This window comes from Clostridium sp. 7_2_43FAA (genome assembly GCF_000158375.2).
Taxonomy (GTDB): domain Bacteria; phylum Bacillota; class Clostridia; order Clostridiales; family Clostridiaceae; genus Clostridium; species Clostridium tertium.
The window spans coordinates 1,414,815-1,435,211 of the sequence record NZ_JH815222.1; the positions used below are offsets into that span (position 1 = coordinate 1,414,815).

The 20,397-nt window shown below is 26.5% G+C and carries 16 protein-coding genes and 2 pseudogenes; 14 read left to right on the plus strand and 4 right to left on the minus strand.

The genetic code is table 11. The features are described 5' to 3' along the window. Window positions 1-145: 145 nt before the first annotated feature. From CSBG_RS08175 to CSBG_RS08225, 10 genes are all read left to right on the plus strand, one after another. Complete coding sequence (locus CSBG_RS08175; protein ID WP_008678625.1) at window positions 146-817, plus strand: manganese catalase family protein; 672 nt, start codon at window positions 146-148, stop codon at window positions 815-817. A 21-nt stretch (window positions 818-838) separates the two neighbouring features. Beyond that, on the plus strand, window positions 839-1,396 hold the full coding sequence (locus CSBG_RS08180) for a spore coat protein (RefSeq protein ID WP_008678628.1): 558 nt from the start codon (window positions 839-841) through the stop codon (window positions 1,394-1,396). A 181-nt stretch (window positions 1,397-1,577) separates the two neighbouring features. Next, the gene (locus CSBG_RS08185; protein WP_008678630.1) at window positions 1,578-3,083 is read left to right on the plus strand and encodes a carboxypeptidase M32; all 1,506 of its coding nucleotides are present in this window, start codon (window positions 1,578-1,580) and stop codon (window positions 3,081-3,083) included. Window positions 3,084-3,292: 209 nt separating this feature from the next. Continuing rightward, on the plus strand, window positions 3,293-3,640 hold the full coding sequence (locus CSBG_RS08190) for a hypothetical protein (protein WP_008678633.1): 348 nt from the start codon (window positions 3,293-3,295) through the stop codon (window positions 3,638-3,640). Window positions 3,641-3,803: 163 nt separating this feature from the next. Next, window positions 3,804-4,319: a hypothetical protein gene (locus CSBG_RS08195; RefSeq protein ID WP_008678634.1), complete on the plus strand. Its 516-nt coding sequence runs from the start codon at window positions 3,804-3,806 to the stop codon at window positions 4,317-4,319. A gap of 840 nt (window positions 4,320-5,159) precedes the next feature. Further along, window positions 5,160-6,296, plus strand: a complete 1,137-nt coding sequence (locus tag CSBG_RS08205; protein ID WP_008678636.1) for a malic enzyme-like NAD(P)-binding protein — start codon at window positions 5,160-5,162, stop codon at window positions 6,294-6,296. A 9-nt stretch (window positions 6,297-6,305) separates the two neighbouring features. Then, window positions 6,306-7,046 carry a MurR/RpiR family transcriptional regulator gene (locus tag CSBG_RS08210; RefSeq protein ID WP_008678638.1) on the plus strand — a complete coding sequence of 247 codons (741 nt, stop codon included), beginning with the start codon at window positions 6,306-6,308 and terminating at the stop codon, window positions 7,044-7,046. 193 nt (window positions 7,047-7,239) lie between these two features. Beyond that, window positions 7,240-8,796 (plus strand): PTS transporter subunit EIIC, encoded by a 1,557-nt coding sequence (locus CSBG_RS08215; protein WP_008678641.1) that lies wholly within the window; start codon window positions 7,240-7,242, stop codon window positions 8,794-8,796. A 103-nt stretch (window positions 8,797-8,899) separates the two neighbouring features. Then, window positions 8,900-10,222 carry a 6-phospho-alpha-glucosidase gene (locus CSBG_RS08220; RefSeq protein WP_008678643.1) on the plus strand — a complete coding sequence of 441 codons (1,323 nt, stop codon included), beginning with the start codon at window positions 8,900-8,902 and terminating at the stop codon, window positions 10,220-10,222. 934 nt (window positions 10,223-11,156) lie between these two features. Further along, window positions 11,157-11,492, plus strand: a complete 336-nt coding sequence (locus CSBG_RS08225; RefSeq protein WP_008678645.1) for a rubredoxin-like domain-containing protein — start codon at window positions 11,157-11,159, stop codon at window positions 11,490-11,492. 207 nt (window positions 11,493-11,699) lie between these two features. Here the strand turns inward: CSBG_RS08225 and CSBG_RS08230 are convergent, their stop codons facing one another. Then, window positions 11,700-12,050 (minus strand): thiol reductase thioredoxin, encoded by a 351-nt coding sequence (locus tag CSBG_RS08230; RefSeq protein WP_008678646.1) that lies wholly within the window; start codon window positions 12,048-12,050, stop codon window positions 11,700-11,702. Window positions 12,051-12,103: 53 nt separating this feature from the next. After that, on the minus strand, window positions 12,104-13,552 hold the full coding sequence (locus tag CSBG_RS08235; protein WP_008678647.1) for a DUF4317 domain-containing protein: 1,449 nt from the start codon (window positions 13,550-13,552) through the stop codon (window positions 12,104-12,106). A 491-nt stretch (window positions 13,553-14,043) separates the two neighbouring features. Between CSBG_RS08235 and CSBG_RS18510 the strand changes: the two are divergent. The 3 genes and pseudogenes from CSBG_RS18510 to CSBG_RS08245 form a co-directional block, all read left to right on the plus strand. Beyond that, window positions 14,044-14,339: pseudogene (locus tag CSBG_RS18510) on the plus strand (family 43 glycosylhydrolase); the annotation flags it as partial. Window positions 14,340-14,386: 47 nt separating this feature from the next. Continuing rightward, entirely contained in the window at window positions 14,387-14,650 is a 264-nt protein-coding gene (locus CSBG_RS18515; RefSeq protein ID WP_242825287.1) for a hypothetical protein, read from the plus strand. A 189-nt stretch (window positions 14,651-14,839) separates the two neighbouring features. Beyond that, window positions 14,840-15,435, plus strand: a pseudogene (locus tag CSBG_RS08245) (sugar O-acetyltransferase). 146 nt (window positions 15,436-15,581) lie between these two features. On the opposite strand, the gene CSBG_RS08250 reads toward CSBG_RS08245, so the two are convergent. Both CSBG_RS08250 and CSBG_RS08255 read right to left on the minus strand, forming a co-directional pair. Beyond that, complete coding sequence (locus CSBG_RS08250; protein ID WP_008678648.1) at window positions 15,582-16,511, minus strand: TDT family transporter; 930 nt, start codon at window positions 16,509-16,511, stop codon at window positions 15,582-15,584. An 11-nt stretch (window positions 16,512-16,522) separates the two neighbouring features. Continuing rightward, the gene (locus CSBG_RS08255; protein WP_008678649.1) at window positions 16,523-17,008 is read right to left on the minus strand and encodes a C-GCAxxG-C-C family protein; all 486 of its coding nucleotides are present in this window, start codon (window positions 17,006-17,008) and stop codon (window positions 16,523-16,525) included. 945 nt (window positions 17,009-17,953) lie between these two features. Here CSBG_RS08255 and helD point away from each other — a divergent pair. After that, window positions 17,954-20,197 (plus strand): RNA polymerase recycling motor HelD, encoded by a 2,244-nt coding sequence (helD, locus tag CSBG_RS08260; protein ID WP_008678650.1) that lies wholly within the window; start codon window positions 17,954-17,956, stop codon window positions 20,195-20,197. Window positions 20,198-20,397: the final 200 nt, after the last annotated feature.

Consider the following 20,397-nt stretch of genomic DNA (forward strand, 5'->3'; position numbering starts at 1 on the left):
GCTTTTACTATTCTATAATGTAAAAATGGGTATTAGTATTGAATTAGAAGTAATAGAAAAGCATTTATGATATGCAAAATATAGAGAATATTAGGAGATAAAAAGGGGAAAATAATCTTGAAAATTTTTTTATGGAGGGATAAATATGTTTAAACATGAAAAAGCATTATTACATGAAGTCAAAGTAGAAAGACCAAATCCTCAATATGCTGTATTATTACAAGAGCAGTTAGGAGGAGCTAATGGGGAATTAAAAGCAGCAATGCAATACATCTCACAAAGTTTTAGAATAAAAGATCAAGAGATAAAAGACTTATTCCTTGATATTGCTGCAGAAGAATTAAGTCATATGGAAATGGTAGCAACAACTATTAATTTATTAAATGGTCATGATGTAGATTATAAGAAGGTAGTTTCTGGGGAAATTCAAGGGCATGTTTTAGGTGGATTATCACCATTATTAATTAATTCATCTGGATATTCATGGACTTCTGATTATGTATCATGTACAGGAGATTTAGTTGCGGATTTACTTTCCAATATTGCATCTGAGCAAAGAGCTAAAGTTGTATATGAATACTTGTATCGTCAAATTGAAGATAAAGAAGTAAGGGCAACTATTGATTTTCTATTAAATAGAGAAGAAGCTCATAATGCTTTATTTAGAGAAGCACTTAACAAAGTTCAAGGAACTGGATCAAATAGAGATTTTGGAGTTACTGAAGATTCTAAGCTTTATTTTGATTTATCAACTCCAGGACCAGAACATAAAGCACCAGATCCAACAGCACCTTCTTTTAATGATCCAAGAAAATAAATAATATAAAGGAGAATTATCATGCAATTAGCTTCAAACGAATTAAATCAATTAAGTGAATTAATAATGAGCTGTGTCAATTCAATAACATCTATGGGATTATTTAAGAATATGGTTCAAGATCCAGAACTTAAGAGTATATTAGAAACTCATTTGCCAGTCCATATTCAAGATTATAATATAAAGGTGGAATATGTTAAAAATGCAACTACACCTACACAAAAATTAAATGTACCAGCATTAAAGAAAATTCTACAAGACTTTACGAAGGCACCAGTAAATATGACTCAACCTACAACTCCTAATACAAATGCTACAACATTAAATGATAGAGAAATTGCAACATCATATCTTTTAACATTAAAAAGAGCAGGTAGAGAATATGCATGGAGTGCTATGGAAGCAAGTAATCCAGATTTAAGAGAATTTTTAAAAGATGCATTTACTATGAGTTGTAATCATGCTTATGAAGTATGGCAATGGATGGTGAAAAAAGGTTATTATCCACTATGTCCAGCATCAGAAGAGGAGATAACTAAAATAGGTAATACTTATAATGAAGTTACTAATCAGAAATAGTATTAATTGATAAGTATGTTTAAGAATATGGCTAAAAGTCATATTCTTTTTATTTAGATAAATAATGTATTGAGTATATGTTAGTACCTTAGTTTTATTATAAATTTAAAATATATTTATTTTAATAATTAAAATATGATATATTTATATATAAGTAAAATTTATATAGGGAGGAAATAATATGCAGTTAAAAGAAAAAATTGAAGAACTTAAAAATTATTTAAGTGAATATGAAAAACTAGTCCAAGCAATGAGTTTAGTTTACTGGGATATGAGAACTAATATGCCGACTAAGGCAGGTGAATCTAGATCAAAAGTTTTAGAGTATTTGTCAGGTGAAAGCTTTAAGATGGTTACTAGCTCTAAAGTAGAAGATTTTATAAATGATTTATCCAAATATAAAAACGAAATGAATCATACCGAGGCTAGAATGCTACAGGAACTTGAAAGAAATTATAATGAAACTAAAAAAATACCTCAAGATAGATATGTAGCTTTTGTTGGTGTTTGCAGCAATTCAGAATTAGCTTGGGAAAAAGCAAAAGATGCTAATGATTTTGAAATATTCAAGCCTCATTTAGAAAAAGTAGTTGAATTTCAAAAAGAATTTATTAATTATTGGGGATTTAAGAATGATAAATATGATACCCTTTTAGATAAATATGAATTAGGATTAACTACTGAAAAATTAGATAAAATATTCGCAGAGCTAAGAGATGGAATAATAGAGGTATTAAATAATGTTAAAGCTAGTAATAAAAAGATAAATCGTGATTTTTTATATGGTAATTTTGATATAAAGAAACAAAAGGACTTATCATTATATATTTTAAATAAAATGGGATTTGATTTAGAAGCTGGTAGACTAGATGAAAGTGTTCATCCTTTCACAACGAACTTTGGAAATAAAGATGTAAGACTAACTACTAATTACCATGAAGATGAATTTACTTCAGCTTTATTTAGTACTATTCATGAAGGTGGGCATGGTATTTATGAACAAAATATAAGTGATGAGTTAGAAGGTACTGGTCTTCAAACTGGAGCTTCTATGGCAATACATGAATCACAATCAAGATTTTATGAAAATATATTAGGAAGAAGTAAAGAGTTTTGTTCATATTTATTACCTATAGCTAAAAAATACTTTGAAGATTTTAAAAATGTTACTCTAGACCAATTCTATGATGGAATGAACTATGTGGAAACTTCTTTAATTAGAACTGAAGCAGATGAATTAACATACGGGATTCATATTATAATAAGATATGAAATAGAAAAAGAATTAATTAATGGAAGAATAAAAGTAGATGATCTTAAAGAGTTATGGAATAAAAAATATAAGGAGTATTTAGGGGTTGAACCTAAAAGTGATAGTGAAGGAATACTTCAAGATATGCACTGGTCAGATGGATCTTTTGGATACTTCCCAAGTTATGCATTAGGAAATTTATATGGAGCTCAAATGTTTCATAAACTTTTAGAAGAAAAACCAGATATAATGGCAGAAGTTAAAAATGGTAACTTTACTGAAATATTTAAGTGGTTAAAAGAAAAAGTTCATGTACATGGTGCATTATATACTCCAGAGGAACTTATAAAAAATATTACGGGAGAAGAACTTAATCCTAAATACTTTATAGATTATTTGAAAAATAAGTACTATACAATATATAATGTAAAATAATTTCTTATTAAGGGTAAAACTTAGGTTTTATCCTTTTTTAATGTATTTATGGTATATAAGTTATACGAAGGGATTAATATTTAAGTAAGTTATAAATAATAGATAAAAACTTATATTTAAGCTCAAAATGTCTATAAATTTAATTTTTTTAATAAGATGGTATAATAGATATTATACAAATATAAAAATGTTAAAAGTGGAGTATTTCAATGGGAAAATTTAAAGAATTATATATTAAATATTCTAATTTAGATGAAGAAATAAAGAAAACTATAAATTCTTATCCTCAAGAATTTATAACTGATAAAAATAATATAAGATTATCTTTATTACAATATATTATAAGGTCTAATAATTATATATATGAGATTAAAGCAATTAATGGAACGGCTCATCTTTGGACTTGGAGCGATTTTAGGCGGGAATCAAAAGGGAGAGTTCTTAGCTATAAAACTGAAGCCAATATAATATTAAGTCAAATTATTGAGTTTTATAATGATGTAGATATAAATTTATTAAATAAATATGGTTTAGAAATAGTTAAAAAAATAAAATAAATCACCATAAGTATATATTTTTTTTAGGATATTAAACAGTAAAATCTTGAATTAACATAATCTTAGAATAGTCACCATTATTGTAATAAATTGGCATAGATTAATTTGGTATAAATTGATATAATTATATATAAATGAAAAATATTATTAATTAGGTGATTAAGTGAAAATAAAATATAAAAATACAGTAGATGATTTAATAGAACTAAATTTTTATTTAAATACTAAATTAAAGAATAGGAGGGTTAAAAATTATTTTTTAAAATATGGTTATATGTTAATAATATTACTTATTTCCATATGGTATTTTAAATACAATTATGAAGATAAATATATTTTTTTAATTATAGTAACAATTTTATGTTTATTATGGTTAGTACTTCTACCTATTATTGTTAAAATGGAATTAAGACATAGGCTTAAAGATAAAGATAGCAATAATAAGTATTTATATAGTGAGACAATATTAAAATTAAAAAATGATAAAATTGTTATTTTAAAAAATGATAATAAAAGTGAATTAAGTTTTAAAGGTATTTCTAATATAATAATTTATAAAAAAAGAATTTTTATCTTTAAAGAAAATTTTAATATATTTGCAATAGTGCCTGTTAAAGTATTTTTAAATGATAGTGAAAAAAACAAATTCTTAAATACAATAAAAGGGAATTTATGTTAAGGTTAAATTTAATGTAAATTCTCTTAATTTTATTTCTCTTAATTATGATTCTGAATTTAAATTTTTAGTTATCAAATACGGGAATTATTTTCTTAATAATGAATTACTACTCACTATTTATGAAAAGATAAAATAGTTTACTTTAGCTTAATGGCTATTTAATTTATAAAATATATTAAAAATATTTTCTGGGAAATAATGGTAATAGCATTACTTATACTTATACATTTACTGGAGGTGAAGCAACTTTTCCATTTAGACCAGCAGCATATTTCATTATATCTTTTAATGCTTTTTCTCCATTCATAGTTCCAAATGTTTTCATATCTAGAACATCACAATTTATATTATAAGGTGATATAAGCTTTTTTATGGATGATAGTAGGTATCTTACTTGAGGACAAATTAAAATTAAGTCAATTATATTATTCAGATTATATTCTTTTATAGAGGATTCTTTTATAAATTCAGCAGGTCCATAAGCGAGTATAAATTTGTATCTTTCATTGTATTCTTTAAAATTTCATATAATTGTCATAATATCATCAACTAAAATGGTATTTTCTTTTGAAGCTTTTTTGATTTTTGAGCAGAATAAGCTAGAGGTTGCTCCTCCAGCACAACATATATATACTAACAATTTAAATATCCTCCTAATATGATAAAGATATAATAATAATACCTAAATTTACTAATATAGTATATAGATTTTTAATAATCTATTTTATTTCTGAAGATAATTTATGTATAATCAAAAAATTACTTAGGTCTTAAATATACCAATTCTATTGAATAGAACATAAAAAGAATCTATTATACATAGGAAGGAGGGGATGTTTTATGAAAGAAAAAAGTTTGCAAGCCCACGAAATGTGGAAAGGAAAAATAGAAGTTATAAGTAGGTGTCCTGTAAATAATAATGAAGATTTAACAATTGCGTATACTCCAGGTGTATCATATCCGTGTTTAGAAATTGAAAATGATAAAGAGGCTTCATATAAATATACAAGAAGATCTAATTTAGTTGGTGTAATTACTGATGGAAGTGCTGTATTAGGGCTTGGTAATATTGGATCTTTAGCTGCAATGCCTGTTATGGAAGGAAAATGCGTATTATTTAAAGAGTTTGCCGGGGTAGATGCTTTTCCTATTTGTATTAACAATAATGATGTTGATGTATTAGTAAATACAATAAAATTGATAGAAGGTAGCTTTGGAGCAATAAATTTAGAGGATATAAGTGCACCACGTTGCTTTGAAATTGAAGAAAAACTAAATGAAATTTGTGATATACCTGTTTTTCATGATGATCAGCATGGAACTGCTATTGCAGTTTTAGCTGCACTTTTAAATGCTAAAAAGGTTGTAAAAAAGGATTTTGATATTAAGATAGTAGTAAATGGAGCTGGAGCAGCAGGAATAGCTATTGTTAATTTAATTTACGATGCAGGATTTCATAATGTTGTAATTTGTGATAGATATGGTATAATCACTAGTGATAATGCAAGTAATAAATATCAAGAAAAATGTGCAATTAAGTTCAATAAAAATAAAGCTGGGAGTCTTAAAGATGCATTAGTAAATTCAGATGTATTTATAGGAGTAAGTGCAGGAAATATCTTAACAAAAGAAATGGCAATGTCAATGAATTCAGATTCCATAATATTTGCACTAGCTAATCCAATTCCAGAAATAATGCCTGAAGTTGCTAAGGAAGCTAATGTAAAGGTTATTGCTACCGGAAGAAGTGATTATCCTAATCAAATAAATAATTTATTAGTTTTTCCAGGAATAATAAAAGGAGCTTTAAAAGCACGTGTTAATAAAATTACTACAGAAATGCAGCTAGAAGTTGCTAAAGGAGTTTCTAAATGCATAGATGAAGATAAACTAAATAGTGAAAATATTATTCCAAGTGTATTTGATAAAAGAATAGTAGATTTAGTTTGTGGTATAATTTGTAGTTTCAAAAAGTAAGGAGTTTTTATGGAGAATTTAGCTAAATTATTTAACAAATTAACTAATAGTGAGCAGAAAGTATTTACATATATTTATGCTAATCAACAGAAGGTAATAAAAATGAAAATAAATGATTTAGCTAAGGAGACATTTACTTCTAAAACTGTAATTATTAATTTATCTCAAAAATTAGGATTTGAAGGATTTTCAGATTTAAAATATTATTTAAAATCAAATAATAGTGCTGATGATGATATAAAGGTTTTAGAAGATTTACAATATGGATTAAAACAAAATATAGAAAAAACCTTTGTAGTAATAGAAGCTGACTTATATAAAAAAATTTCTAGAGAAGTCATTGAAGCAAAAACCGTCTATGTTTTTGCAAGAGGTACAAGTAAAGCAGCTGGATATTATTTAAATCATCTATTATTAACTTTAGGAGTTAAGTGTATTTTTGTTAAAGACTATAATTTACTTACTTTAGTTGGAAATACATTAGAAAGTGATGAGTTAGTTATTTTAATTTCATTATCTGGTAATACAGAAAAAATATTAGAAGTTGCTAATATTGCAAAAGTTAAAGGCTCTAGAACTATTGCAATAACGTCTTTTGGTAATAATGAATTATCAAAGATTAGTGATTATACTCTTCATTGTGTCTCTAATGATACAGAAACTAAGTTTAATGATAGTATATCTAGAATTGGTATGTTTATAGTAATTGAGATGTTAGTAAATTCAATTAAAGAGTTTAGTTATAAATAGCTCGCAAAATGCGAGTTATTTTTATTTATGACCTAAGTCATTTCTTGTGACCTTGGACTTCATAAAAGAAAAGAGTATCACCTTAAGTTATTGCAACATTTCTAAGCACAACGTAAAATGATTATTAAGAGGAGCGCTCTTTTAAGAAAAGGTATTCATAAAGTATATAATTTAATAAATGGAGGAAGACGAAATGTCAAAAGAGTTTAGTCAAAAGATTCAACAATTCGGTAGAACATTACTATTACCGATTGCTGTTATGGCGCCAGTTGGAATGATACTAGGTATAACGGGAGCACTTGTTCAATCCTATATGATAGCAAGATTCCCATTCTTAGGAAATGAAATCCTTAATACTATTTTAGTTAATATAAGAACTATAGCAAGTGCTGTATTTGATAATATTCCATTAATGTTTGCAATGGGTGTTGCTTATGGAATGTCTAAGAAAGACAAAGGAATTTCAGTATTTGCATCAGTTATAGGATATATAATTTTAATTATATCTATGAATGTTTGGCTGACTGTAACTGGAAAGCTAGCAGATCCAGAAGTTATGAGTCAATTTGGACAAATAAAGGTATTAGGAATACAAACTATGAATGTAAACGCTTTAGGAGGAATTGTAACGGGTTTAGTTGCTGCATGGGCAACAGATAAATTCTATAAACTTGAATTACCAATTGCCTTTGCATTCTTCTCAGGTAAAAAATCAGTTCCAATAATAACAATGGGAATTATGGTTGTAATTGGTTTAACAATACCATTTATATGGGAAGCATTAGTAACTTTACTTACTAAATTATCAGTAGTTTTTTTAAGTCCAGTTGGTCCATTTTTTACAGCTGCAGGTGAAAGATTATTTATACCTTTTGGACTACATCATCTTTGGAATGCGTTATTTAGATTTACTGAAGCTGGTGGGTCATATGTAATAAATGGAGAAACTTTTGTAGGTGTTGTTCCAACATTAAATGAAGTTTTATTTAATCAAGGTCCAACTAGTGAATATTGGAGTATGATGCCATCATTAACAAGATTTATGGCTCAACAACAAATGTTATGTACTTTGTTTGCTTTTCCAGCTATCGGACTAGCAATGTATAAAACAGCTTATAAAGAAAATAAAAAACTAGTTAAATCTTTAATGATTACTTGTATATTAACTGCACTTTTAGGTAATGTTACTGAACCACTAGAGTTTTCATTTGTATTTATTGCACCATTATTATATGTAGTTTATGCATGTATCATAGGTGTTGGAGCAGTAGTATTATCATTAGCTAATGTTGCAATTGGATATATAAGAGGTACAGTTTTTGATTTTGCAATATTTGGATTACTTTATGAAAATACTCATTGGGTTAGCTTTATAATAATCGGATTAATTTTAGCAGTTGTAATTTACTTTGTATTTAAATGGACAATATTAAAATTTGATTTAAAAACTCCAGGAAGAGAAGATTCACCTTCTGCAGATAATACTCTTATAAAAGAAAAAAGATATGATGAAATAGCTAAAATAGTTATTAAAGCTTTAGGTGGTAAGTCAAATATAAAGAATGTAGATAACTGTATAACTCGTTTAAGGATAGATTTAGGTGAAGTTAATATAGTAGATCAAAAGCTTTTAGAAACATCAGGATGTACAGGAGTCTTCTTCCCAGCATCTAAGCATATTCATATAGTTTATGGGCCTTTAGTTGAGTTTGTTAGAAATGCAGTAGATGATGAATTAAGTAATATATAATAATGTGCAAATACAATAGTTAAAAAATAAGAAAAAATATTAATATATGTAAAATTAAAAATAAGAAAACTTTTAAATTATAAATACAGCGGAGGGATAGATAATGAGAAGTAGTAATATAATCACAATAACTGGAGCAGGAAGTGCTAGAACTCCAGCCTTAGTAGGAAGCTTAGTAAAATTAAAGGATAGATTTCCACTAAAGAAGATCATTTTTTATGATATAGATAATGAGAGAACATCAAAAATGGAAGACTATATTAGGTTAGTTTTAAAAACTTATTCCAATGAGACAGAAGTAGTTTTCACAACAGATCCAGATGTGGCATATGAAAAAACTGATTTTGTATTTTGTCAAATGCGTGTTGGAAAAAATGAAATGAGAAGTTTTGATGAAAAGATTCCACTAAAGCATGGATTAGTAGGACAAGAAACTTGTGGACCAGGAGGATTTGCTTATGGAATGAGATCTCTTGGAGCAATGGTAGAAATGGTTAATCAAGTTCGTAAACATTCAAAAGATACATGGATACTAAATTATACAAATCCTGCTGCAATAGTTGCATTAGGTCTTGATAAAGTCTTTCCAGATGATAAGAGAATCTTAAATTTGTGTGATCAACCATATTCACTTATGAGATCTTACGCTAAAATATTAGGAGTTGAGCAAAAAAATTTAAGAGCTACTTACTTTGGATTAAATCACTTTGGATGGTTTACAGAGCTTAAAGATGTAGATGGAAATGACTATTTCGATAAGCTAAGAACTTACTTAATAGATTATGACTTTAAACCTTATAATGCAGAGCAACGTTCTAAATCTTGGCTTGATACATACTTAAGAGTAAATAAATATATGAACTTTTTTGATGAATATATTCCAACAACGTATCTTCAATATTATTTCTTTGCAGAGGAAATAGTAGCTGAAAGTGATCCTAATTATACAAGAGCAGATGAAGCAAAGGACTCAAGAGAAAAAGAAGTTTGGGACATATGTTCTAAAGCTACTAATGCTAATTCAATAGATGATGTTGAAATAATTACAAATAGTGTATTTGGAGACTTAATGATTGAACTTGCTGAATCCATAGCTTATGATCTTCATAATGAATTTATTCTTATGAGTAGAAATAATGATATTATAACTAATTTTAGTAAAGATGCTATAGTTGAAGTTTCAGGAACAGTAGGAAAAGATGGAGCACATCCTTATAAATATGGGGAAATCAAACCATTTTATAAAGGGTTAATGGAAGGGCAACATGCATATGAACTTCTTACAGTTGAAGCATTTTTAGAGAAAAATTATACTAAGGCATTACAAGCATTAACTTTAAATAGAACTATTGTAAATCCTGAAAAGGCAAAAGCTGTATTAGATGACTTAATGGAAAAAAATAAAGATTTCTGGTATTTAACTTAGAATTACTAAAAGGAGCTGTATCAAAATAAATTTTGATACTAGTCAGTAAGAAAGGAGGATTCAAATTTGAATTCTCCTTTTTTAGTTTACTCAGAATTGAAAATAACTTAGCAGTTAAAGTTCTTTTTGCACTCTTCTTAAAAAATTTATAGCTGAGCTAGAAAATACATGATTTTTTCTCCAAACAATGTCAAGGCAATACTCAAGTTTAGAGGAGAGTGGTCTGAAACATAAATTACTGTTTCATGTTGTATTTATAATTTTATCAAGACATAGTGCATAATCAACACCTTCTTTAACTATTAAAGAAGCGTTATATAAAATAATATATGTAGCAACTATATTTAATATTTAAAAATCTGTTCCTAACCAACCGGAAAATTAATTGCTTATAATTGTTTGTGCAGAAATCAAAAGAGGAAGATTTAATAAATCATCAGGATTAATTACATTATGGGAAGAAAGATAGCTATTTTTAGGCATTAAAAGTCCCGACTGATCTTACCACTACGTAAGTGGAACTTTACATGAGGATATTCTGTTTGTATTTGTTTAGCTATTCGAGAGATGATTCTCATAGCATCTGTTTCTCCACATCCAATGTATATATCCACACTAATAATATTATCATTATGAAGATAAAGATGTGCCTGATAATACTATATATGCTTGAGTTACTGCAAAATTTATAAAAAAATATATAAAGGAAATAGGTTACTTTTTTTAGGCTTAATATGTATTAGTGAATAAAAAGCACTAAGGATTTATAGCTTATAGTTACTATTATAATAAAACTCTAGATATGGCTATATAAATTTTATTAATTTTAAAATAAATAATAATTATTATTAGTTGACAATTAACATTATTAGAGGTAGTATATAAGTATGGAAATTCAAGAAAAATTTTGATATAGATTGAAGGAGAAATTATTATGAAAAAGTTATTTAAATGCGCTGTATGCGGATATATACATGAAGGAATAGAAGCACCAGAAGTGTGCCCAAAATGTAATTTAGGAAAAGAAAAGTTTGTTGAACTTACTAGTGAAGAAGCTGAAAAAATTTATTCATCAGATAGAACTAACGATATTCATGCTGAAATCATTGTACTAGCAAGTAAGATTGCTAAGCTTGCACAAGAAGGTATAGAAATAAATCTTGATCCAAAATGTGTAAATGGATTTGAAAAGGCAAAAAATGAAGCTTGGACAATAAAGCAAAGATGTAAGGCGGAACTTGCAGGACATATGACTAACGGTAAGTGGTAAAATCACATTAAAGATTGTATATTGTGATAATGCAATATACAATCCTTTTTATTCTAAATACAATAAAAAAAGGACTTACTAAATATAGTAAGTCCTTAAATTTTGTATATGAATTTTAAATTTTAGCCTTAAAAATACTTATATTATTTATTGTATATATAATTGAAAAGTTATGTTAATATAATTGATTTAAATTCAATAAAGTATTTATTTTAACATATCTAATATTTCATTTTCTGGAATAGAAGAGTCACAACGAACTTCTATTTCTCCATTTTTATGAACAATGAAACCTGGCACAGTTACAATATTATATTTATCTCTAAATAATCTAATTTCATTATCAGAAGAATCTGCACTATCAATATAATAAATGGTTGTAATAACTTTATTAGCTAATCCACTTAATTTTTTAGCAAATTTACGACAGAAAGGGCAGGTTGATCTACCAATATAAACAATAGCTTTATCTTCATTATTTAATAGGTAATCTGCCTCCATAGAAGATATTTTTTTAAATGATTTTATATTTTCTTCATATTGATCTTCTTCAAACATTTTATATCCTCCTACTATTTTTCAGAATATTATACCAAATTTGAAGTACTATATCAAATTAAGTCGTCTAAGCCATTAACTGTAGTTTGTTCATCTTCATTAATAGGAATAACTATACATTTTTGACCATCAATTATTTGAGATTTTATTTGAGGTATTTTTTCAGGCCTTACTTGAAGAATAACATCATAATTAAGGGTAGTATCATTATCATCTAAATCTGTATCATCAACATTTTTGATGTTAGATTCTAAATCTTCTTTTGAATCAGTATCAGAATTTTCCTCTAAACTAATAATATTATTAATAGATTCTTTGTCTAGATCCGTAGTATCATTATTAACTTCTAAATTATCAATGTTATTTACTAAGCTAGCTTCATTATTTTCTGTAGATAAAGGAGTTTCATTATCTACTGCAGATTCTTGTTTAACTTGCTCAAGTCTATTTTGAAGTATTTCCACTTGTTTTTCTAAATGTTTTTCTCTTTTAATTTGTTCATTTGCTTTAAGTGTTTTTGCATCAATTAAATTTTCTACTAAAGGAAGCTCATCACCAAAGGTGTCTACATAAGACTTTTCAATTTTTGTAGTAAGTTCTTCAGGAACTCCACTTTCAATTAATAGACTTTGTATATCATCTTTTGTTAAACTTATAGGTTCAGCATCTGTATCATCATATATTGCATTGTATTCATCAAGCATATTATTTAGGTTTTCTTGTACTTCCATAAATATTTTTTCAGCTTCCTTTTCATCAGTACTAAATGTATCTTTAATGATTGATTGGAATGTTTCCTTTTGTATAGTTGCAGTTTGCTTTGAATAACATCCTAAAGCATTTTCCATTAACTCAGGATGTGTATCCTTTGTATTTTTAGTGTAATACATAATAGAATTAACATCTGAGCTACGATCAATAAAAGCAGGAAATACAAATCCATTAGTTGGAGCTTCAACCACCCAATCTCTAATACGTGCTTTTATTTTATTATCTTCCTCAAAGTATCTAAGGCCAGGCTCTGAAAGTGAAACAGGACATATTGCACATAACAAATATTCATATACTTCCTCTGATTCATCTATTTTAGCATTATCTTTAGTTTTAGTAATAACATCATAAGCATCATGAAAAATTAGTATTAAAAAGTTACCAGTATAATCATAATTATCTATAATTGAGTCATAAAAATTATCAAGAAGAGTATCATCTCTTAATTGACTGTTTTTAAGCTGCATAAGAGAAATTTGTCTTTCATTTATAAGATCTTCGTTAGCTGGGAAGTTAAGTTCTAAAATATTGTTACCAATGGTTCCAGAGAGTACTTTTTTAGCAATTTCTAAGTATTTAAAATATTCATCTTCATCTAAATTTAAAAATGTTTCCCTAAACTTTAAAATAACATGTTTTTCTCCATTAACATAGCATCCACACATTTTAGTGAAGGTGCAATGATCTTTCTTTAAACGTCTTTTTAGCTCAAGTATATCTTTTTTTCTCATATATAAACCTCTCAATCTAATTTTTATATTTGTAACATTAATTGTAATAAAATTAATTACATTTTATATCAATAAGTAAAATTGTGTAAGTCAATCAAAGACTTGAACACTTATTTTAGTATAATATTTTTTCCGAACTAATTAAAGGTTTTATTAAATTAACTTAAATTAGAATATGTAGTAGAAGAGTAATAATTAATGTCTATATAAGTAAAAATGGATGAAAATAGATAATGCTGTATTGTAAAATTTTATGTATTTTATATCAATAAATATAGATATTTAGTATTTTAATTTTATGATAAAATTTAAAAAATTCTTATAATAGATAATAAAATAATAGATATTTTTAATGTAAATAATATAAAATTGATTTTTATATTTATAAATGGAGGTAAATAAAGTGAAATATAATAATCCTATAATTAAAGGTTTGTAAGGTTGATGATACGTATTATCTTGTATGTAGTTCATTTCAATATTTCCATGGTGTTCCTCTTTTCGAGAGTAAGGATTTAATCAATTGGAAACAAATAGGGCATTGCTTAACAAAAAAAGTCAGATTCAGCTTGATAAGATAAATAGTTCTGGTGAAGTTTTTGCCCCAGCAATAAGATATAACAATGGTCGTTTTTATATGACTACTACCAATAATACAACTAGCCAAAATTTCTATGTCTGGACAGATAATATTTATGATGAATGGTCTGATCCTATTTATGTAGACCAAGGAGGAATTGATCCATCTCTATATTTTGAGGATGAAAAAACATATTTTATGATTTAGCAATAAGAAAAAATGAAAATGGATATGAGGTAATAAAACGACTTAATATTGGTGATATTAAATCAGTAGAAAAAACTGTTAGTTTAAATGATGCAAATAAGATTTCTCTAGTCATTCATGCAAGCAATAGTAATTACAGTTTTAATATTAAATCAGAGGATGAAGAAATAAATCTTGGAATAGCTAAGACTAGATATCTTTCTTCTGAGGTTGCTGGAGAATTTACAGGTGTTATTATTGGATTGTATGCTCATGGAGAAAGTTGTTATAATTACTCAGAGTTCACAAATTTTGAATGTAGATATCTTTAATGAGGGTTAATAAATATAGCTTTTTCAGAGTAATTGAAAAATATGTGTTATGATATTATCAAGTACATTTTTATATAGATATAATAAATATGGACAAGGTATTGATTTAAAGAAATTCATACATATGATAATTTATTAAAATTAAATTATTTGTTATGAAAAGGATCAGGTAAAGAAGGAGAATTGAAAATGAGAGAATATGAAAAAATGCATAGTGGAAAGATTTATAATTGTGGTGATGAAGAGTTATTAGAGATGCAAACCAAGTGTTTGGATAAGTTATATGATTTTAGTGAAACACGTCCAACAGAATATGAGAAACGCCAAAGTATGTTAAAAGAAATGCTAGCAGAAATAGGAGAAGAATGCTATATTGAGCCTCCATTTCATAGTAACTGGGGTGGAAAGCATGTTCATTTTGGTAATAATGTGTATGCCAATTTTAACTTGACATTAGTAGATGATACACATATTTATGTGGGGGATTATACAATGTTTGGACCTAATGTTACTGTTGCTACTGCAGCACATCCAATAGATCCAGGTTTTCGTATGCCTGTAACACAATATAATAAACCAGTTTATATTGGTAAAAATTGTTGGATAGGAGCATGTGCTATTATATTACCAGGAATTACAATTGGTGATAATACAGTTATTGGGCAGGCAGCGTGGTAACTAAAGATATTCCTGGAAATGTAGTTGCAGTAGGAAATCCATGTAAGGTTTTAAGAGAAATTAATGAAAGTGATAAAGTTAATGCTCAAAAATTGATTTATAAATAAGATTCTATTAAGATAATAGATACAAAATAACAAGAAACAACTTACAATGTTTTTAATATGGTAAGTTGTTTCTTATTTACTTAAAAGAATATAATTATTTTTTACAATTCATTTTTTTACTTATAAAAGTGAATTAATGATGAAAATTATTGATTTATAGAATAATCTTTTTTTTCGGGAATTAAAAAGATTATAAATCTAAATAAAGTATAAATTACTAATACTGTAGCAATAATTGTTTGTAATAAAACAACATATTTTAGAAAATCTACATTATATCCTATTTTAGTTAAGTAAGTCATAGTCATTTTCGTTGCAATCCCACTTATAACAAATGGAAATGTAAATGCCGAGTAGCTTGGAAAAAATGGCATCTTTAAATACTTTGGTAATTTAAATAAAACTATAATAAATGTTATGAATGCTAAAACAGCTAAAAAAGATATCATTAACAATGACTTTGTTTGTACTGATTGAATATATCCAGCAAGGCAAAGGTTTACAGGAGCTGCATATATGCAAAATAATGGTTTAGCTGGATCAGGTATTTCTTTATATTTACTATATCTATATGTTACAACTACAAGTAATATCATACATAATACAAATGCAAACCAAAATGCTAATGTACCTATATTTGTTTTTTCAAAGGCTGGTGCAGAAACACTTGCAACAGCTAGTCCAACATAAACTATAAAATATGTAGTAAAAACTTTTTTTATATTGAACTTTAATATAAATTTTATTGAGAAGTACACAATTAAAGTTAAGTGAAGAAGTAATCCTAAATACCAAATATAAATAGCCTTTTGGCCTATAAAAGGTTTTATATAAGTAGATAAAAGCATTATAGCCATTGGAAATGTTGCAGATACACCAGCCATAATTGGATTTTTCATATCTTCTTTTATCATAGACGGATATAGTAGGATTTTACATATTAATAGTAATCCTAAAATTAAAGATACAATTGCGCATATTAAGCGGATAGATTCAGAATAGCTTTGAAGTAAATTACCTAAAGCTGCAAAACCAAGGATTACCCCTGAAATAGGAAGTGGTATTTTTTTTATCATATCTTGCACTCCTATACTGTAACTAAAGTGTCTGTATTAACTAGATTTAGTTCTCTTACTATTATTTCAGCAACTTTTCCAGCAACCATGCCTGTAAAATGTATACATTGTTCTTTATGAGCTCCAGATGACATATCGAATTCTTTAGTTAATATACGACAGCAAAGAGAATTTTTACCGTTGTATTCTTTAAACCAGTCATGCAATTCTTTTGATAATTCTAGATTTTTTTCCACCTTAGAATCTCCCTGTTTAGTACGTCCAAAAAATAAACCTAAAGCCATAACACCACCAGACACTGCTCCGCATATACATTTAGAACGTCCAATTCCAACAGGAAATCCTGAAGCCATTGCTATTACTTCTTCTGGTATATCTAACTCAAAGTTAGAACGTATCGAACTTATTAGTGCTTCAGAACAGAAAAATCCTCCTCTAAATAAATCTTCAGCATCTTGAGATATTTTTTTTATACTTACCTCTTTTTTTGTATTCATACGAAAACCTCCATTTTATATAGTCACTTTTATTATAAATCATGAGGAAATTAAATACAAATTTATGTTTTTATGAAATAAATACTAATATTTTAAAGAAAAAAGAATCAAGAAATAAATAATTCATTTACTTATTTATGAATTATTGAAAACTATAACAAAATAATTTTATGATTCAACTATGGATGTTTATAAAATTTATTTTATGTTATAATTTTATAAAATAATTTATAATAATTTGTAGCAGAAATAGGAGAATTAGAGCTATTGATAGTTATAGATGAGTTAAATAATCATAATAGTGGAGATATAAATTATAATATAGTTTTAAGATGATGTTTTGCAGAATTAAAGAAATATAATATTGAACCTTAGAGTTAATAAGCAGTATATAAAAATTAAGCGAAGTTAATAGTAGTATATATGGATAAAAAGTTGTTTTTTATAGATGGAGATGGAACTCTATGTGATTTATCTGGATAAGTACCGAAGTCAACTAGAGAAGATATAGAAATAGTAGATGAAGTAACAAATACTGCTAGTAATAATAAAATATATTTTAGCCTTAAGAAAAATAACTTAATATAATTGTTTAACCTTATATAACTATATATTATTAAGATATTTTGAAGAATATTAATATAGTTGAATAAAAGAGCTCTTATTCATGTTAGAAATGGGTAAGAGTTTTTTATTTATAAAATCCAAGTAATATAAAAAGTAAATTATAATGTGAGGAATAGGAATAATTGATAGATATATAATGATTTAGAGATATGAATCTATTGACATAAAAAATAAAAGTGATACAATGAAGTTTGACATCACTTTATTTATTGAGTATAAAATATATTCTCTCAATTTTATTTTACACCTTCTAAAGTTTAATGTCAATAGAATTTATAAATTATTTTTATAATGTTATATTAGGGAGAGTGAAAGGTTATGAATAGTAGCAACTATGAGTGGAATCTTGAAAATGAATGGTTACAGGATGTACTTAAAGAGGTTAAGAAACAATTTGATAAAAAGCATAATTTCAAAGAAAGATTTAGGAAGGAAGCAATTGAAACGCAAAAGCAGCTATGGGAAGATGTAGGATCTGTTTCAGTGATCAATGGACTAGATCAAATTGTAGATTTTATGGAATTTATAAATACTATGAAAATTCAAAAAAGAAGACATGAGTTTACAAGAAAGCTTGAAGAAAAATATGAAAAAATGCTTTTATCTCCTTATTTTGCAAGAATAGATTTTACTGAAGAAGGAAAAGACTTACCTGGAAAATATTATATAGGAATTTCTAATTTAATTAATGATGATTTCGATTTTTTAGTATATGATTGGAGAGCTCCAATATCTAGCATGTTTTATGATTATGAAGTTGGAAAAGCTGGGTATACATGTCCTGAAGGCGTAATTAATGGTGATCTTACGCTAAAAAGACAATACAAGGTTAATGATGGTAAACTTGATTATATGTTTGATAGTAATCTTAAAATAGATGATGAAATATTGCAGGATATTTTAGCCAAGAGTAGCGATAGTAAGATGAAAGCAATAGTAACAACTATTCAAAGAGAACAAAATAAAATAATACGTAATCAATTATATAAAAATTTAATTGTACAGGGCCCTGCAGGAAGTGGAAAAACTTCTGTTGCTCTTCATAGAATTGCCTATTTATTATATAAGCATAGGGAAAAAATAGGACCTCAAAATATATTAATATTTTCTCCAAATAATATTTTCAATGATTATATTTCAGATGTGTTACCACAGCTTGGTGAAGATAATATGTGCCAAACTACATTTAAAGAGTATATGCATAAAGCTTTAGGTAATGAAATTATTAAAGAAGAATATTGTGAGATGATGGAATATATACTTTCTTCTAAGAATGAAGATAGCTATAAGGAGAGAATTAAGAGTATTAAATTTAAATCTTCAAAACAATTTTTAAATATATTAAAAGAATACGTAATCTATTTAGAGAAAAAGAATAGAGATTTTAAGGATATAATTTTTAAAGGGAATTTAATAATATCATCTAAAGAAATACAAGAGTTGTATTTTAAGGATTATGGTCACCTTCCATTAAAGAGAAGACTTGAAAAGTTAAGAGAGAGAATTTTATATCTTTTAGAAACTTATGAGAAAAATAGAGTAGGGGAAGTGGCTGAAGATATTAAGAATTATAGTAGCCAGAATGATGAAACAGAGATTCTTAAACAAAGTAAATCAGTTGTGAAAAATGAAATAAAGAGTATATGCTCTGAAATCTATAAGATGACAGATTTTAATATAATTGATATTTATAAAGAGTTGTTTGAGAATTTAGAGAGATTTTCAACTTTAATAATAAGTGAATATGATGATAAATACATTAATGAAGTTAAATTTTATACACTAGAAATGATAAAATCTAAAAAGTTTAATTATGAAGATCAGCATGCTCTTTTATATTTAAAAGGATCATTAGGAGATATTTTGAAAATTTCAGAAATTAAATACGTTATTATTGATGAAGCACAAGATTATACACCATTACAATATGAAATATTATACAAGCTTTTTAATAATGCAAGTATTACTATACTAGGGGATTTAAATCAATCTATAAATCCATTTATGAATCTTGGAAGTTATACAAATATATTAGAAATATTTCCAAAAGATGAAACTTGTATAATTAATTTGACAAAAAGTTATAGATCTACAATAGAGATTACTGAGTTTTCTAAAAAGCTTTTAAGTAACAATGTTAATTATGAATGTGTAGCACGAAGAGGAGATAAACCAATTGTTCTTGGCTTTTCTGATGAAAATAATATAAATGAACAATTACTTAAAGATATAAAAACTTATAAAGAAAAAGGATATAAATCTATTGGAATTATAACAAAAACTATAAAAGAAGCACAGGATGTTCACAATTTTCTTAAAGATAAAGTAAATGTGAATGCGCTACTAAATGATGAGGACGAGTATGTAAATGACACATTAGTAATTCCAGCATTTCTTGCTAAAGGGTTAGAATTTGACGTAGTTCTTATATATAATGCAGGAGATGAAAATTACGATTGTGAAGAGGAAAGATTGCTACTTTATACAGCTTGTACTAGGGCACTTCATATCTTACGAATATACTATTTAGGTGAATGCACAAAATTGCTTAAAGAAAAATAATAAATAAATTAAATATTTATAGGGGCTGTCTCAAAATAGCCAGTCCTAGATTTTCATTTTAATTTAATTTGCGATGGTAAATATTTTGAGCAGAATAATAAAATAGTTATATCTGTATAGGTTCATCATGCATTTTGTGATGGTTACCATCTCAGCGGATTTATTAATGAAGTACAAGAATTAGTATTAAACTGTAAAAC

What these genes read in the sequence shown, in the direction of transcription:
- CSBG_RS08175 (WP_008678625.1), top strand. Translation starts at nt 146, where the DNA reads ATGTTTAAACATGAAAAAGCATTATTACATGAAGTCAAAGTAGAAAGA.
- CSBG_RS08180 (WP_008678628.1), top strand. Translation starts at nt 839, where the DNA reads ATGCAATTAGCTTCAAACGAATTAAATCAATTAAGTGAATTAATAATG.
- CSBG_RS08185 (WP_008678630.1), top strand. Translation starts at nt 1,578, where the DNA reads ATGCAGTTAAAAGAAAAAATTGAAGAACTTAAAAATTATTTAAGTGAA.
- CSBG_RS08190 (WP_008678633.1), top strand. Translation starts at nt 3,293, where the DNA reads ATGGGAAAATTTAAAGAATTATATATTAAATATTCTAATTTAGATGAA.
- CSBG_RS08205 (WP_008678636.1), top strand. Translation starts at nt 5,160, where the DNA reads ATGAAAGAAAAAAGTTTGCAAGCCCACGAAATGTGGAAAGGAAAAATA.
- CSBG_RS08210 (WP_008678638.1), top strand. Translation starts at nt 6,306, where the DNA reads ATGGAGAATTTAGCTAAATTATTTAACAAATTAACTAATAGTGAGCAG.
- CSBG_RS08215 (WP_008678641.1), top strand. Translation starts at nt 7,240, where the DNA reads ATGTCAAAAGAGTTTAGTCAAAAGATTCAACAATTCGGTAGAACATTA.
- CSBG_RS08220 (WP_008678643.1), top strand. Translation starts at nt 8,900, where the DNA reads ATGAGAAGTAGTAATATAATCACAATAACTGGAGCAGGAAGTGCTAGA.
- CSBG_RS08225 (WP_008678645.1), top strand. Translation starts at nt 11,157, where the DNA reads ATGAAAAAGTTATTTAAATGCGCTGTATGCGGATATATACATGAAGGA.
- CSBG_RS08230 (WP_008678646.1), bottom strand. Translation starts at nt 12,050, where the DNA reads ATGTTTGAAGAAGATCAATATGAAGAAAATATAAAATCATTTAAAAAA.
- CSBG_RS08235 (WP_008678647.1), bottom strand. Translation starts at nt 13,552, where the DNA reads ATGAGAAAAAAAGATATACTTGAGCTAAAAAGACGTTTAAAGAAAGAT.
- CSBG_RS08250 (WP_008678648.1), bottom strand. Translation starts at nt 16,511, where the DNA reads ATGATAAAAAAAATACCACTTCCTATTTCAGGGGTAATCCTTGGTTTT.
- CSBG_RS08255 (WP_008678649.1), bottom strand. Translation starts at nt 17,008, where the DNA reads ATGAATACAAAAAAAGAGGTAAGTATAAAAAAAATATCTCAAGATGCT.
- helD (WP_008678650.1), top strand. Translation starts at nt 17,954, where the DNA reads ATGAATAGTAGCAACTATGAGTGGAATCTTGAAAATGAATGGTTACAG.